Source organism: [Chlorobium] sp. 445 (genome assembly GCA_002763895.1).
In the GTDB taxonomy this organism is placed as follows: Bacteria; Bacteroidota; Chlorobiia; order Chlorobiales; family Thermochlorobacteraceae; genus Thermochlorobacter.
In genome coordinates, this window is record NSLH01000031.1 from 13,077 (window position 1) to 28,597 (window position 15,521).

Annotated in this window: 15 protein-coding genes; all 15 read right to left on the minus strand. The window is 47.2% G+C overall.

The genetic code is table 11. The features are described 5' to 3' along the window. Positions 1–56: 56 nt before the first annotated feature. The gene (locus CMR00_10740) at positions 57–2,198 is read right to left on the minus strand and encodes an NADH-quinone oxidoreductase subunit L (GenBank protein ID PIO47372.1); all 2,142 of its coding nucleotides are present in this window, start codon (positions 2,196–2,198) and stop codon (positions 57–59) included. A gap of 73 nt (positions 2,199–2,271) precedes the next feature. Further along, on the minus strand, positions 2,272–2,580 hold the full coding sequence (locus tag CMR00_10745) for an NADH-quinone oxidoreductase subunit NuoK (GenBank protein PIO47373.1): 309 nt from the start codon (positions 2,578–2,580) through the stop codon (positions 2,272–2,274). A gap of 26 nt (positions 2,581–2,606) precedes the next feature. After that, on the minus strand, positions 2,607–3,143 hold the full coding sequence (locus tag CMR00_10750; protein ID PIO47374.1) for an NADH-quinone oxidoreductase subunit J: 537 nt from the start codon (positions 3,141–3,143) through the stop codon (positions 2,607–2,609). A 129-nt stretch (positions 3,144–3,272) separates the two neighbouring features. Next, positions 3,273–4,187, minus strand: coding sequence for a 4Fe-4S ferredoxin (locus CMR00_10755; GenBank protein PIO47375.1), 915 nt, complete (start codon positions 4,185–4,187; stop codon positions 3,273–3,275). A gap of 162 nt (positions 4,188–4,349) precedes the next feature. Next, positions 4,350–5,501, minus strand: coding sequence for an NADH-quinone oxidoreductase subunit NuoH (locus CMR00_10760; protein PIO47376.1), 1,152 nt, complete (start codon positions 5,499–5,501; stop codon positions 4,350–4,352). Positions 5,502–5,545: 44 nt separating this feature from the next. Further along, a complete protein-coding gene (locus tag CMR00_10765; protein PIO47386.1) occupies positions 5,546–6,652 on the minus strand; it encodes an NADH-quinone oxidoreductase subunit NuoD in 1,107 nt (368 codons plus the stop codon). A gap of 395 nt (positions 6,653–7,047) precedes the next feature. Further along, positions 7,048–7,545 carry an NADH-quinone oxidoreductase subunit C gene (locus CMR00_10770; GenBank protein PIO47377.1) on the minus strand — a complete coding sequence of 166 codons (498 nt, stop codon included), beginning with the start codon at positions 7,543–7,545 and terminating at the stop codon, positions 7,048–7,050. 38 nt (positions 7,546–7,583) lie between these two features. Beyond that, positions 7,584–8,210 carry an NADH-quinone oxidoreductase subunit B gene (locus CMR00_10775; protein ID PIO47378.1) on the minus strand — a complete coding sequence of 209 codons (627 nt, stop codon included), beginning with the start codon at positions 8,208–8,210 and terminating at the stop codon, positions 7,584–7,586. A gap of 41 nt (positions 8,211–8,251) precedes the next feature. Continuing rightward, complete coding sequence (locus CMR00_10780) at positions 8,252–8,707, minus strand: NADH-quinone oxidoreductase subunit A (protein PIO47379.1); 456 nt, start codon at positions 8,705–8,707, stop codon at positions 8,252–8,254. A gap of 276 nt (positions 8,708–8,983) precedes the next feature. Beyond that, the gene (locus CMR00_10785; protein PIO47380.1) at positions 8,984–10,048 is read right to left on the minus strand and encodes a hypothetical protein; all 1,065 of its coding nucleotides are present in this window, start codon (positions 10,046–10,048) and stop codon (positions 8,984–8,986) included. Further along, positions 10,008–10,421, minus strand: a complete 414-nt coding sequence (locus tag CMR00_10790; protein ID PIO47381.1) for a hypothetical protein — start codon at positions 10,419–10,421, stop codon at positions 10,008–10,010. The genes CMR00_10785 and CMR00_10790 overlap by 41 nt, the downstream gene beginning before the upstream one ends. Before the next feature lie 58 nt (positions 10,422–10,479). Then, positions 10,480–11,184 (minus strand): cytochrome C oxidase subunit III, encoded by a 705-nt coding sequence (locus CMR00_10795; protein ID PIO47382.1) that lies wholly within the window; start codon positions 11,182–11,184, stop codon positions 10,480–10,482. 89 nt (positions 11,185–11,273) lie between these two features. Further along, the gene (locus CMR00_10800) at positions 11,274–13,574 is read right to left on the minus strand and encodes a hypothetical protein (GenBank protein PIO47383.1); all 2,301 of its coding nucleotides are present in this window, start codon (positions 13,572–13,574) and stop codon (positions 11,274–11,276) included. Between the two features lie 91 nt (positions 13,575–13,665). Next, a complete protein-coding gene (locus CMR00_10805) occupies positions 13,666–15,141 on the minus strand; it encodes a B12-binding domain-containing radical SAM protein (GenBank protein PIO47384.1) in 1,476 nt (491 codons plus the stop codon). A 91-nt stretch (positions 15,142–15,232) separates the two neighbouring features. Then, a complete protein-coding gene (locus tag CMR00_10810) occupies positions 15,233–15,517 on the minus strand; it encodes a hypothetical protein (protein PIO47385.1) in 285 nt (94 codons plus the stop codon). Positions 15,518–15,521 lie beyond the last annotated feature (4 nt).

Here is a 15,521-nt window from a genome sequence, read left to right on the forward strand (position 1 = left end):
GGTTTGGATAGCGTTTTAAGCGTTTCTGAAAACTTTATCTCACCATTTTCAAAACTTCAAGGTCTGAAAGCAAAAACAAAGTACGTGATCATCGCCAGCAGAAGTATGGCAATATAGGTTTGTACTCTGCCCGTCTGCACTTTGCGCAGCACAATCCCAAAAAGTTGAACCAGCATGCCAGAGAGATTTACTAGTCCATCGACCACGTTCTTATCCAAGATGCCATTGAGATTAGAGAACGACTTGCCGAAACTGGCGCCTCCGCTGACAATCAATCCTTCTGGGATGGCGTTATTGAACCATGTCATGGCTTTGCTCAAGAATTCAAACGGCATACCAAGCGCTCCTATCCCTTTCTGATAGACAAGGAATGCCAACAGCAGACCGATGATTGCAAAGCTAATGGACAGTGTAACAGCAGTTCCGTGTGCTTCGTGTGCAGCATGTTCCAATTTCGCCTGACGTGATTCGCCGTGAGCTGGCGCATGTGTATCGGAATGTGTCTCATCGCCGTGTCCGCTATGTGACTGTGGTGCAGTTGTCGCATCCATGCTTACGGTTTTAACGGCTACTGCCTTTGTTACTTCTGCTTGTGGTTCTGCTCCCTTGTCAAATTTGACGAGTGTCTCTGGGGTCTTAATGAGACTCAAGAACCAGCTTTTTTCAGCAGAGAGCGGATTAGGTGAAAAGATAAACCAGAACGACATGAGCGCTAGCACAATCAGTGGTGCTGTCATCACCCATGCGGATTCATGAATTTCGCCGTGATGTGCCTCGTCATGTCCGTGATGATGATCGTCATCATGTGCAGAGGCGGGTTTTTCGTGTGCGCGATTTTCACCGAAGAAGACCATAAACCACTGGCGTCCCATGTAGAATGGTGTCAGCAAGGCTGCACCAAAACCCAGAATCGGCACAATTGACCATGCTCCACCTTCAACGCTTGAAAACCCAAGTACCCCTGCAAGAATGGCATCTTTGCTTAGAAATCCTGTAAAGAGCGGTAGACCTGAGAGTGCAAAGAGACAGACTGTGAAGGTTGCAAATGTGATGGGCATTTTCTGGCGTAAGCCTCCCATGTAGCGCATATCTTGTTCGTGGTGCGCCGCATGAATAACAGAGCCTGAGCCAAGAAAAAGACCGGCTTTGAAGAAGGCGTGTGTAACCAGGTGGAAGAACGCTGCTGCAAATGCGCCAACGCCCATGCCCATAACCATATACCCAAGTTGTGAGAGCGTCGAGTATGCCAGCACGCGTTTGATATCGTTCTGCGTGATGGCAATCGTGGCAGCAAAGAACGCTGTTACTGCACCGATAATTGCAATAACATGTAAGGCGTCGACAGTAAGAATGACGAAGACGCGTGCGAGCAGATACACTCCTGCCGCCACCATCGTTGCTGCGTGAATCAGTGCTGAGACCGGCGTTGGACCTTCCATGGCATCTGGCAACCATGTGTGCAGCGGAAATTGTGCAGACTTACCCACGCATCCCATGAAGAGCAAGATACCAGCTGCAGTGAGCAACCCTTCGGAGAGTGTCCACTGTCCAGCAGCTACGGCAGTGTAAATTTCCGAGTAGTTAAAGGTTTTGAACTGCGAATAGAGAATCAAAATGCCGAGCCAGAAACCAATATCACCTACGCGATTGAGGAAAAAGGCTTTGTTTTGTGCATTTGTTGCAGAGTCTCTTTCAAAGTAGAAGCCGATAAGCAGGAAGGATGATAAGCCGACTAGTTCCCAGAAGCAGTAAATCGCAAAGAAGTTATCGACAAGGACAATGCCGAGCATCGAGAAGGTGAAGAGGCCCAAATAGCCGAAGTAGCGACCGTAGCGTGGCTCACCTTCCATATAGCCTATTGAAAAGACATGTACGAGGAAACTGATTCCGGTTACCACCACCAGCATGATTGCCGTGATGTTGTCGAGCAAGATGCCCATTTTAAACTTCAGCTCACCCCAGCCAGGCACATTGCCAAAGTCTACCCAAGTAAAGTGCCACTCGAGACGATAGTCTGGGTTGCCCTGTCCGATGACTTGCACAGCCACATAGAGTGAGAGGGCAAGCGCAATACCAATGATACCTGATGCTAAAAAATCACCTTGACGCGGCAACTTGCCCGAAAAGAAAATTTGCACTGTAAAGGATAGCAGTGGCAAAAGAAGAATGTAAATGCAAAACTGAATCAGCGGATCCATCATTGTTTAGGTTTAGAGTTCGAGTTAAACTTTTGCATTCCTTGCAGTTTTACATGCATCTTTCATGCATCTTTTATTCACGCATCGTATCGATTTCGCTTAAGTCCACCGTGCGGAAGGTTGAGTAAATGTTGAGCACGATGGCAAGCGCAATTGCCGCTTCAGCTGCTGCTAGCACAATCACAAACACACTGAACATTACCCCGTTCATTGTCCCTGTGTATTTAGAAAATGCAATCAAGTTGAGATTTGCCGCATTGAGGATGAGTTCTACACCCATCAAAGCTACAACAGCATTTTTGCGCGTCATCACGCCAAAGAGTCCCAGCGAAAACAGAATTGCAGAGAGCACGAGATAGTGGTTTAGTCCAATTTCAGGCATCGTTCAGTGCAGTTGAGTTAAAGAGATTAGTTTTCCAGACGGCGAATCATTTCGGTAATTTTCGTGCGATCAGGACGGGCGATATAAGCTGCACCCATCAGCGCTACAAGCAGCAAGATGGAGACAATCTCGAATGGCAAGATGTAGTTCGACATTGTCTCATAGCCAATAGACTCTACGACCGATCCATTGCGCGGCGCTACTTCTACCCATTTGGCACGATAGAGAAATGCATAGAGTATCGCTGCTAAAATGCCAAGCATGGCAATTAGTCCAGGCGCAAAGTTGAACACATCGGTACGCAACTTTTCCTGTGTGATTTTGTTTGTGAGCATCACTCCGAACAGTAGAAGTACTAAAATGCCACCGACATAGACCACAACTTGTGTTACAGCGATAAAATCCGCATTGAGAAACACATACATCGCTGCCACACCAAAAAGCGTAAAGAGCAGCGAGAAAGCGGAGTAAATGATATTTTTTGAGAACACCACAAACGCGCCCGATACAACAATAATCGCCGCGAAAAGATAGAAAATCACTTGGTAGGTCAGGTCTTGCATTGTCTTGTTATTTTAAGCGTTTAGCGAAAGTTACCTCAATTCTGATTACAGCACCTTTCGTCTTTGCAACACTCCGGCAGTGTTCCCAGTAGGCGCTTGTCCTACTCGAACCTGCCGAACGCATCACAATCAAGTATTGCTCTCGCCGCCTTCAGCTTTGCGCTTTGCTTCTGCCTCAGCGAGCTTTTTTTGCATCATTGGTGAAAGTTTTGGTGCTGGCTTTGGTGCATCGGCCGGTGCAGCTCCTTCAGTCGATTTTGCTTCTGGTGCAGTAGTTTCGCCTGACTCGGCTTTCTTTGCCGCCAGTTTTGCTGCCATCATTGGCGACATTTTCGGGGCTGGTTTTGGCGCATCGGCTGGTGCAGCAGTAGCTTCAGCTGATGCTGCCGGTTCAGCTTTTGCTGCCGCTGCTTTTGCCGCTAGTGGTGTTCGGGCTGCGCCAGCTCCAGCTGCAGGCTTAGGTGCCGCGGCTTTTCTTGCCTTTTCTTCTTCTTCATACTTTGCCAGCTTGGCGCGCTTTTCAGCTGCTTTAGCTTTCGTCATCGCACCAAAGTGGTAGATGAAATTACTGCGGTCAAATTCTGAAAAGTCATGTACCGGTGTCATCGTCAAGCACTCAGTCGGGCATGGATAAGTACAATAGCCGCAGTACATACACTTTGCCATATCAATATCAAACTGCTCGAGCCACAGTTTCTTTTTACTGCCATCGGATGTAGTGCCAAGCTCTTCAATATCATCGGGGGTAGCTTTGAACGATTTGATGGTGATGCATTGTACAGGGCAAGCACGCGCACATTGATCGCATGCAATACAATCTACGGCATCATTATGCAAGCGATAGCGTGAAAAAGGTGGTGTTGGAATGGCTTCACTCGGATATTGAATCGTGACCAATCCCAACGGCTGCTTAAAGTAGTCATCATCCTGTGGCGAGAGCTGATCGCGGCGCCGCGTCGCGCGAGCAAAGTGCTCAATCGTAATTTTGAGCCCTCCTAAGACCGTCTCTGCTCCCCTTTTTATCGTCCCAAAGTAACTGCTCATTTTTAGTTTAGGTTAAATTAGAAAAATACACTCTCTTTCTCTGCAGCATTTGTACAACCCGCTTTTTTCCATCGCTGTTGTCCAGCATCACTTCAGGCACACTGGATTTTTTCTTATTTTGCATATACCCTTTAGCTCAGACTTTATACACTGCATCAAAACTTAACTGGGGTTGCGCACATACATCTCCCAGAATGCCGTAAGCACCAATGCCACAAGTGCGAAAGGTGTAAGCACCTTCCAGCACAGATACATCAGTTGGTCAACACGGAAACGTGGCAGTGTCCAGCGTACCCACATCTGGATGAAGATGAAAAACAGACCTTTGACCATAATCCAGAACACGCCCCAGATAGGTCCGTTAGTCCATTCATTGAGCAACACTGGTCCAATGTTCGGCAAAGGTGAGTTCCAGCCGCCAAGGAAGAGCGTTGAGATAATCACACTTACCATGAACATGCTAGCGTATTCAGCAAGGAAGATCATGGCAAATTTCATTCCGCCGTATTCTGTGAAGTAGCCAGAGACGAGCTCTGATTCGGCTTCAGGAATATCAAATGGTGCGCGGTTACACTCTGCAAGTGAGGCAATGAAATAGATGAGAAAAGCAAGCCATGCGATAGGCGATTGAAACACGAAGAAATTGAGGAAGCCCAAGCCGTTATTGGTGCCGTCGGCTTGCAGTCCGCTTTGCGCTAGGGTGATGCCGTGCATAGACAGCGTGCCTGCCATCATCACGCCTGTCAGAATCGCCAAGCCCGCAGGAATTTCGTAGCTTACGATTTGCGCCACACTGCGCACGGCGCCGAAAAGCGACCACTTGTTGTTTGAACCCCAGCCGCACATCAAAATCCCAACCGCTTCAATTGAGACAATCGAGACCGCATAGAAGATACCTACGTTCAAATCTGCTCCGATGAAAGCCGGTCCAAAGGGCAGAACTGCGTAAGCCGCAAACGCCCCAACAAAGACGATGATGGGACCTAGAACATAGAGTGTTTTGTCAGCCGCAGCTGGCACAACATCTTCTTTCTGAATCAGTTTCAGAATGTCGGCAATGGTTTGCAGGAGCCCCCACTTACCTGTTTCATTTGGTCCGATACGGTCTTGAATAAATGCCGAAATCTTGCGCTCACCATACACTCCAGCGTAAAGGGCATAGACTGCAATAAAGACTAGCGGAATGGCTGGAATCAGCAGCAGCCCCGGCACACCAAGGTCAGCAAGCCAATTGCTCCACTGATTGAGCTCGACCGATGCGGCAGCCGAGGTTGCTGCAACCGGACTTGATGCGATTAAAATTGCGTTTATCATTGATTGTAGAAGTAATTGTTTTACAATCGGTTATAATACTTCTCTTATCTATCTACATCGCCTAACACAATATCAATACTTCCAATAATAGACACGAGATCTGAGATCAGTGTCCCTTTTGCCAGTTCGGGCAGCACAGACAGATTGCAGAACGATGGCGCGCGTGCCTTTACACGATAGGGTTTAACACCTTTACCGTCAGAGATAATGTAGTAGGCTAGCTCGCCACGTGGATTTTCACCTCGTGCAATTACTTCGCCGGCTTGGGGTTTAATACGCTTTGGCACAGCCTTATGTGGATCAAAGCCCGGCTCTTCTGGCATCATATCCAAGCACTGCTGAATAATTTTGATGCTCTCATAGATTTCGTAGCAACGCACCAAGTGCCGAGACAAGCAATCACCAACGATGCTCAAATCACCTTTGGGCACTACCACATCAAATTCGAGTTCGGGGTAGATTGAGTAAGGCACATTACGGCGTAAATCCCATTTTACACCAGAACCTCGGAGCATAGGTCCAGAGCAGCCGTAGTTGATTGCAACCTCAGCTGGCAGAATGCCCACACCGCGTGTGCGCTGCACAAAGAGTTCATTTTGTGTCAGCAAGTTATTCATTTCATCAACACGTGGCTTGTAGTATTTGAGGAATTCCGCCACGCGCTCTTTGAACTTCGGCGGAAAATCGTGTGAGACTCCACCTACCCAGATGTAGTTGTATAGCATTCTTGCGCCACAGAGCCATTCCAAGAGATTCATGATATGTTCGCGGTCGTGGAAGGTATGCAAGAACGGCGTGAAGGCGCCAATATCTAAGCCGTATGTCCCAATGGAGATGATGTGTGATGCAATACGATTGAGTTCAGCGACGATGACGCGCATGAATTCAACACGGCGCGGCACTTCTATTTTGAGCAACTTCTCCACAGCCATACAATAGACCCACTCATTGTTCATCGCTGAAAGGTAATCCATTCGGTCTGTGTATGGGATGGTCATTTGATATTCCAGCGCTTCGGCGTGCTTTTCAAAGCAGCGGTGCAGATAACCAATGTAAGGCGTAGCTTTAACCACGATTTCACCGTCAGTGATTAATTCCACACGTAAGACACCATGCGTTGCCGGATGTTGCGGTCCCATGTTGAGCACCATCACGTCCGTTTCTAAGCCACGCTCCAAGACATACTGAGTCGCGCCAACCTCAGCGTAACTGTGCTTCTTAGGTTCAAGAACTTCTGCCATAAGTCGTTGTCGTTTCAGTTGATTAAAGATTTAATTTTTCTTAACTTTTCTATTTTTCTCTTTTGCCCTCAGTTTTGCACGCTGCTCAAACACTTCAAATACTCACTGACACTCAGAGAGATGGCGCCAACTGCACACTCATGCCTATCTTCACTGCACTTTTGCGCCATGCGCTCCTACACTATGCTGTTACTTCTGGAACTTCTGAGATTCTGGGACTACGTCATTTCGGTGAGCAACATGCTTGTTGCTGTATGTTACTGTTGCTCGTGATTGAGAGTATGTACTCAAATGTGCCTCGCCTCTTAGAATGGTACTTTAATACCATGGTAGTATTCCGCCACCTTGTAATCTTTACGTAGCGGATAGCCTTCCCAATCTTCTGGGCAAAGAATGCGCCGCAGATCGGGATGCCCTATGAACTTGATACCAAAGAAATCGTAGGCTTCACGCTCATGCCAATCGGCGGTGCGCCAAATTTCTGCCACCGATGGAATTTCTGGCTTTTCCACTGAGCAATTTGCTTTGACTTCAAGCCTGTGTCCATGCACGCCAAGCGATTCAAGGTGATAGACAACGCTCAGCGATCCATCACCATTATCCACGCCCGACAAGCAATAGAGATAGTTGAACTTCGTGCGTTCATCTTCACGCAAGAAGTACATCACCGCTTGCAAGTATTCCAAGTCAGTGATAGTAAAAAACTCTGCGGTTGGTGTTTTCACAGGTTCAGAAATCACATCGCCGAATTTTTCACGCACGAGCGCAGCGATTTCATCAATCGTCAAAGGTTTTGGCTGCATTGGCAATTGCGGTTTTAGAAAAGTTAAAGTTGTAACTCTTATGCAGTCTCTGCAGTTTCTTCTACTTCAGTTTCTTTTTTATCTTGTCCCTTTGATCTATCTGCTTGGTTCGGATGTTCTGCCATAATCACCTCTTCAGCTGGAGCAGATTTAGCGGCAAGACGCTTCTTGACATCCTCACGATTGCCACCGAACTTTTCTTCACGAATCAGTTCTTGGATCTTCATCAAGCCGCCGATAAGGGCTTCAGGACGAGGTGGACAGCCCGGCACATAGACATCAACTGGAATCACGCGATCGACACCCTTGACCACATGGTAGCCATGTTCCCAGTACGGACCACCGCAGTTAGCACAGCTGCCCATAGAAAGCACATAGCGTGGCTCTGTCATTTGCTCGTAGAGTCGCTTGACGCGCTCCGCCATTTTAAATGTAACCGTACCCGCGACAATCATCACATCGGATTGGCGCGGCGAAGAGCGTGGAAAAATACCGAAGCGCTCAAGATCATAGTTCGAGGCATTCGTCGCCATCATCTCAATTGCACAGCACGCCAGCCCAAATGACATGGGCCACATCGATGACAGGCGTGACCAATTCAGCAAGTCTTCGACTTTGCTAATTATGACCCCGCCCTTTTCAAACTTTGTGTCTAAAAGACTCATTCTTACGCTCCTTTCGGATTCGGAATAAAGGTGTTGAAAAATTAAACCGTTTCTGTTTCTGCCTTGGGCTCTTTCTTCTTTGGTGGCATTTCAAATTTCTTCTTCGGCATTTCAGGAACATGCGCCTGTGGTATAACCCATTCAAGGTCGCCTTTTACCCAAGCATAGGCTAGACCAATCGCTAGAATACCGATAAAAACAATCGCCTCAATGAGTGCAATAGGTCCAACCTCCTTGAAAACTGTTGCCCAAGGGAACAAGAATAAAAGCTCTACATCAAAAATGATGAAAATGAGTGCAACAACATAAAAGCGTATGTTGAATTGCACCCAAGCTGACCCTACAGGCTCTTCGCCACACTCGTAAGACGTCAATTTTTCGGGGTTAGGTCGGTGCGGACGAATCAGACGAGATGTAAAGAATCCTAACACAACAAACACAACACCAACCAGTAGAAAGAGGAAAACTTTGCCAAACTCCGAGAGCTGTGTGTCCATCAGACTTTCAAGTTTAAGGTTATTGAAGAAAAAATTTGTTGAATATTCGACTCTTATCGATTCTTAAAGCATGAACAAAATACTCAGATGCAAATGCAAACCTCATTCTTGATGCATAAAATTTCCTTTTGCCCAAAAAAGTTTCACAAAAGTTTTGTGTTTGTTTCTGTAAGTGTGTTTTATCTAAGGTTAGTTAGGGTTAATTTTATTGCAATAACAGAATTTTATCTATGAGGAAACCATCAACAAAGATGTTGATGTTACCTTTCTTGCCGTTCAGTTCGCAGTCGCCACTTGTCTCTCCCCTACCTGAACCAGCTCCTGTGCTTCTGTCAAACTCAGCCATACCGTCAAGGCAAATGACAATCCGATGTAGAGACTTGCAATCCATTGATGAAACACTTGCATCAGCGCAGGAATCCCAATCCAAACGAGAGAAAACCCAACCACCACTTCTGCAAGCGCAAGCCCCATCATAGCTAAGATGCAATTGCGCGCAAGTGTCGAAAGTTGCCTTTCTGCACTCAAAAGTTTGTAGCCCACTATCCAAGTCAGTACAGCAAGCAAAACGCCCGTTGCACCATGCAACTTGCCGATCCAGCCAACTTCCATCAACCACTCTGCTTCGGTGAAAAGCGGAAAGTTACGCGAGAGCCATTCTAATTTTTCTCTCACTTGCGTGCCCAGCACGAGTTGCATCATTGCAAAAAGCCAGAGCCCTGCAGCTTGCAGCACTTGAGATTTCTCAATGTTCTGCGCTGCCTTTTGAGCCTGCTCACCATGGTTACTCTGCATTTGTCTATGGTTTTGTGGGCGCTCTGTACTGTATGCCTGAAGCGTTAAGTAGATTAGAATGCTGACGATAATGAGCGCAAGCGATAAGTGCAGCGTCACAATGAATGGGTTTAAGTCCGTTTTGACAACTACTTTTCCTAACCAGCCTTGAAACGCCACTAGAAGTGTTGCAGCTAAAGCAGGCAAAAAGAGTTTCGGCGTGCGCAGAAATCGTGCCGCTGCATACACCAGCGTTGCAAAAATAATCAGCCCCACCAGAACGCCCATCAAGCGGTTGATGTATTCAATCCATGTAAGCGTCGCATTGAAGGCTGCTGGGTCGTACTGCGGTTTAAGCTCACTGACATCAGTTGGTGGAATCCACATACCGTAGCACTTGGGCCAATCTGGGCAGCCCATTCCTGCGCCAGAGACACGTACCAAACCGCCGGCAAAAATCAAGATGTAGGTTGCAACAGTGGCTAAAAGTGACAGACGCCGTAGTGTGCGTGCAAACTGCGACTTACTACTGTTTTTGAGGTTGTGCAGGTTTGTCTCGGGCTTCATTGCGCTGTTTTACTTCTTTGAGGTTCGCTCCTTGCTTGATTTCTTGCATGGTGTTATCGTAAAGCCCTTGACGGCTGTTTGTGTCAATAAGTACAAAGGCAAGCAAAAAGCCAAGCGTAATGACAGAGATAAGAAAGATGTTTGTAAAAAACTTATTGTCGTAGCGTAGATGCATAAAAAATCCTGCAACTAGTGCAGCGTTAATCGTTGCCGCACACAGCACGATGGCTGTACCAAATCCGCCCCAATCGAGTTGCGAGACCACGATACTTATCACGGTGAGCATGATGAGCGCAACACTGACCATAGCATACACCCTTGCTGGGACAATGTGCGAGGCTGACGCTTTAGCCTGATGCGAAGAAGCCTTCATGTTTATTCTCCTTTTACTTTTTGAATTCTCCAAACCACTTTACCCTTCAATCATCTAGTTATCCAACCAGATAAAGCAGCGTGAAGACAAAGATCCAGATAATATCCACCAGATGCCAGTAAAGCCCGCTTATTTCAAGGGGCGTATAATACTCAGCTGAAAACTCACCCTTTGCTGTGCGAACTAGCATCCAAGCGATGACTGCCATACCAGCAATGACGTGTAAAGCGTGAATACCTGTCATGGCAAAATAAATCCCAAAGAAGATGTGAGGATTTTTGCCAACGATTGCGCCTTCCGACCCGTCATAGGTGTAATACACTCCGGGCAGCAAGCCCAGATGAAATTTGTGCGCATATTCGACATACTTAATGCCGAGAAAGACCGCCGCACACAGCAAGGTAAAGACAAGGAGCATCAGGGTGTGCTGACGGTTACCGAGCTGCATGGCACGAATTGCAAAGGTCATAGCAATTGTGCTTGCCATCAGAATGAAGGTATTGGTTGCACCTAATGGGACACTGAGAAGTTGGTGCGCACTGTGGAACATTTCCACGTTGAGACCGCGATAGATTACATACGTACAGAAGATGCCACCAAAGAGCAGAATTTCTGTGAGCAGGAAAATCCACATGCCCATTTTTGCCGCTTCAAGTTGCTGCTCAGGTTCTGCGAAATGATGTGCTAAGTGCGGCGGGTGATGATGGGCGTGCGTCAAGTTTGTGCTCGATGTTTGAGCCGGTGAGCCGACGATAGTACTCATGTGTAACTCCTTTTTCAATTGTTGTAGCTGTACAGCAAATGTAAGAAAATTCTCGGACACACAGTTTAGTTTTGCGCAACTGACTCCTGTCAAGAATTGACTCGTCTATCTTGCCCAGTGCGGCGGTCGCCTTCGCCCAGCCAGAACGATTTTTTTCTGCGCTCTTTCTGGCGCCGATCGTCAGTGTATGTACTGTGCTGTCCATTTGCAGATTTCTCTGCTGCTGCATGCCCCTCTTCTGTTTCCTGATAGGATTGACGCTCGAGTGCGATAAATTCGTCGACTGACAATTCAGGGGCACTTAGCAATTTGACGGTCTTATCTGCACTGGCTACAGCCATGGTGCTGCTATCGCGACTAAACGCAACAGCATAAAAGCGCCCCGCCAAAGACTGTATGTCTCGCCCAGTCTGTACGTCCCAGAGTTTAATTTCACAGATTTTGCTGACGCGGTTGTAGCTCGTGGTTGCAAGGTTTTTGTCGTCAAAGACAAACATCACGCTATCCACACCGCTGGTATGCCCTGTCATGGTTTTAATTTCTTTGCCGTCTCTGAACTGCCAGAGTTTAATGCTCTTATCCCAACTTGTTGTAGCCATTAGCTTGCCATCCATAGAAAATGCAACACCCGTTACATTGTGCGAGTGTGCCTTGAGCGTTTTTGTCTTTTTCCAGTTTTGTGTCTCCCAGTAGTTAATCACCATGTCAGTCCCTGTGGAGACAAGAAACTCACCATCCGGGCTGAATGCCACGAACGTTACACTTTGGTTATGGCCCTTGAGCGTTTTGAGTTTCGCTCCGGTCTTTACATCCCAGATATTGACAGTTTTATCGCTGCTGGCTGTAGCAATTTTGCTCCCATCGGGACTAAAGGCAACGCAATTGACGCTTTGTTTATGTCCTTCCAAAGAATAAAGCTCTTTGCCTGACTTTAAGTCGTAGATTTTTGATGTCATATCGCTGCTGGCTGTAGCAATTTTGCTCCCATCAGGACTAAAGGCAACGCAATTGACAAACTCTTTCATAGAATGCCCTGAGAAGCTCTGCAGTTCTTCTGCGGAGCGGGCATCGGAGATGATAACTTTCCAACTTGCAGATGCCAGCCGAGTGCTATCTGCACTAAAGGCGAGTGCATTTACGCGCAACGTATGCCCGACAATCATACGTTTTAGTTCAAAGACTGTGGGCATGACTTTCCACTTTCGCTCGCGTTGCAAATCATCTTCGGCACTTAGAATCGCATAGTAGTTGCGCTGCTTAATGCGCTGCTCAATTTCATTGAGCACAGGTGCGGCTTGACTGTTGGGGATCATTTCCGCGCGACATTTCTGAATATGTATGATAACTCTGCGGAAGGCTTCGTCACGCACTTTCGTGAGCACTGCAAGTGTGGTAGGCTCTTTATAGATATCAAGATCGATGGCTGCTTTGAATGCGTAGATGCGTTGCTGATTAATGACTTGCTCTAAGACAGCAGCTGCTTCAGCACTCTTGCCCATGAGCATCAACGCCTTTGCTTGCAAGTAACCTGCCTCAGGCAAGAGGTAAAGATCGCGACTCTTGGAGAAAATCTCTGCCGCATCATTAAGTTCATTTTGCAACAGACACGCAATACCCGCTTGGAAGTAGGATTCTGCTGCTGCCCTTTTTATCAGCAATGAAAATTCTTCGGTCATGCCACGACTGCCCATATCGGCAAGTGCGCTCATCAAACGCTTCGCTTGCGGATCGCTCTCTTCCATAATGCACTCCGCTGCCTTGATGAGATAAGCTTCGGCTCTGGCTAAATCTAACAACGTTGGCACGTAGAGATACATCAGGCCGATACGGTGCAGCATCACGTAATCGCTATGGGGCACTTGCGCTGAATCGAGCAGTTCATTTAGCTGGTCAAACGCCTTCTGAAAATCGTCACTGGTTTTGGCTTCACTGTACAGCATTAAACCGTGTTCTAAGCGCTTTACCCACGTCGATTCGGCTAGTGGTGCACGCAAGAGCAATCCTAAGTCATCAGCCAGCATTTTTCTGATGCGCAGTTGATCTACAGGAAGCGAGAGACGCCAATCTAAGACAGGGCTCAGTTCGCCAAGTTCATCAAGGTCACTCTCGAGCAGATGTTTTACTGTTGCCGCGTACATACCAAGACCTGTGAGAAAGAAGCTCGTCACAGGTTGCATCACTTGATAAATTTCTCGCGCCTTATTGCCTTCGGCACTATTGATTGCAGCCTGCGCCTGTTGGTTTAGCCGACGAATGCTTTTGTCAAGTGCTTCTCCTACGGCATGAAGTGCCAGTTGCACATCATTTGGCAGCACGCTAAGAGACATCCTGTAACTTGTCGCCAAATCTTCACCTGATTGTGCGGGCTGTGTAAGGTAGAAGTGTGCCATACTTCGTCGGTTTAGTGCAATGCATTACAAAGCTGCAAAAGTAATATAATGCTAATGGTGTTTGCTTAAAAATTCAAAACACTTAGAGCTATCATGCTTCTTGCATTTTCGTGCTTTGGAGGTCTTCTTGCGCTTGGCACCGCTCACCCAAGACGTGCTCGAGCCTTAGTTTTTCGCGCTGTGCTGCAAGGTCTTTGCGCGACAGACCATACATATAGATATAGGAAAGATTAAACATTAGAATTGCAGTTTTAATGCATGGCGCATGCCATGTACGCTTGATTGCGTTTTGGAAAGTGTAGAGCCTTTGCGTGAGTCTGCTATAGGCTTCGATAAATTCTTCAATTGACATTTGCTTTGGCTTACACTGCATTTCTTGTCCCCAACTGTATCGGAAGGCTTCAACATCATCTTTTGGAAAGAGCAACCGACCTTCATTTGCAAGCCGCTCAAAGAGCGCGGTGCCCGGTATGGGACGCAGGAGATTGACACCCGGCACATCAATTTGCGTCTCTTCAATGAAGTCATAAAGTGCATCAGCGGTTTCTTTGATATCACCGTCAAGTCCATAGATAAAACTTCCATAGACACAAATGCCAGCGGAGCGAATCGCTTTGATATTGCGCGCCAGCGTGCGCTCGCTGTTCTGCTTTTTGCGATGCGATCGGTTGCTTGCATCACTGACACTTTCAATACCAATCAGTAACCCTGAACATCCCGACTGCGCAAAAATTTTCAGCAGTTCATCTTGCTGCCCAAGCATCGTGGTGGCTTGTCCTACCCAGCGAATCTTGTAGGGAATGAGCCGTGAGAACAGTTCCTTAGCGTATTTCGGATCGGCATTGACGGTATCATCGACAAAAAAGAAGACTCGCTTATCATCTTTCAAAAATCGCTCTACTTCAGCCACAACGTGCTCTACAGATCGATGTCGGATCACTCCGCCGTTCATTACATAGACATTGCAAAAATCACAGCGGTAAGGACAGCCACGCGATGTTTGGATTAAATTGGTTGTAAAATAGCGCCTGATGTTTAGTGCATCTTTTTTGACCGGTCGTGCGATGCTCAAATCTGGTAAGGCTTTTGCTTGATAGCGCGCCTTGAGTTGATCATGCTTCAAGTCTTCAAGCACATCACGCCAAATATCATCGGCTTCGCCTATCACGATCACATCCGCTTCTTTTGCACAGTGCTCTGGGAACAGCGTTACATGCGGTCCGCCCAACACCACTTTTACCCTACGCGCTCGAAACTGCCGTGCTACATCGAACGCAGCTCTGGCTGCACCTGTATGTACCGTAATACCGACCAAATCCCAATGCTGCTCTAAGGGCAAGTCATCAAAGCGCATATCGCAAATGTGTTGCTCTACGCCCTCAACTTCAATAGAACTGAGCATCATCAGCGCCATATTTGGCACCGCAAACTGTGCACGCTGTATAATCTTCTGCAAGAGTTGTTCTTTGAAGCGTTGTAGTGGAGGGACATGCGCTGGTGCAAAGACAGGTCTTGGACCGTCAACACCGCTTGCGGCACGCACAAAAACTAAAAGTACTTTCTTCATTTTTGAAGCTCGTTATTCTCCTTTGAGACTGTGGGGAATTTACGGAGAACTTTGGGCGAAAGCAACGCGCACCGTCGTCTACCTTGCTGAGCTAGTGTGGGTCTTTGAACTTATTGAGTTCTGCTTCGAGGTTTTCAACCAAACACTCGCCCCCCTCTATCACTTGCATTTCGTTAAGAATTTGCCTTGCTTTCTCGATCTGTCTGTTCTTAAGACACAATTGCGCAGCTTGCTTGAGGTATCCTAAGGCTTGAGAGGTCAAGCCTTGTGTACGACACACTTCTGCAATGCTTTCATAGATGAGAATGTCATCTGCATCGTGTTGCAGTGTATGCTTATGATGGGCAGCAGCTTCTTGGTAACACTTTAGAGCCATAACT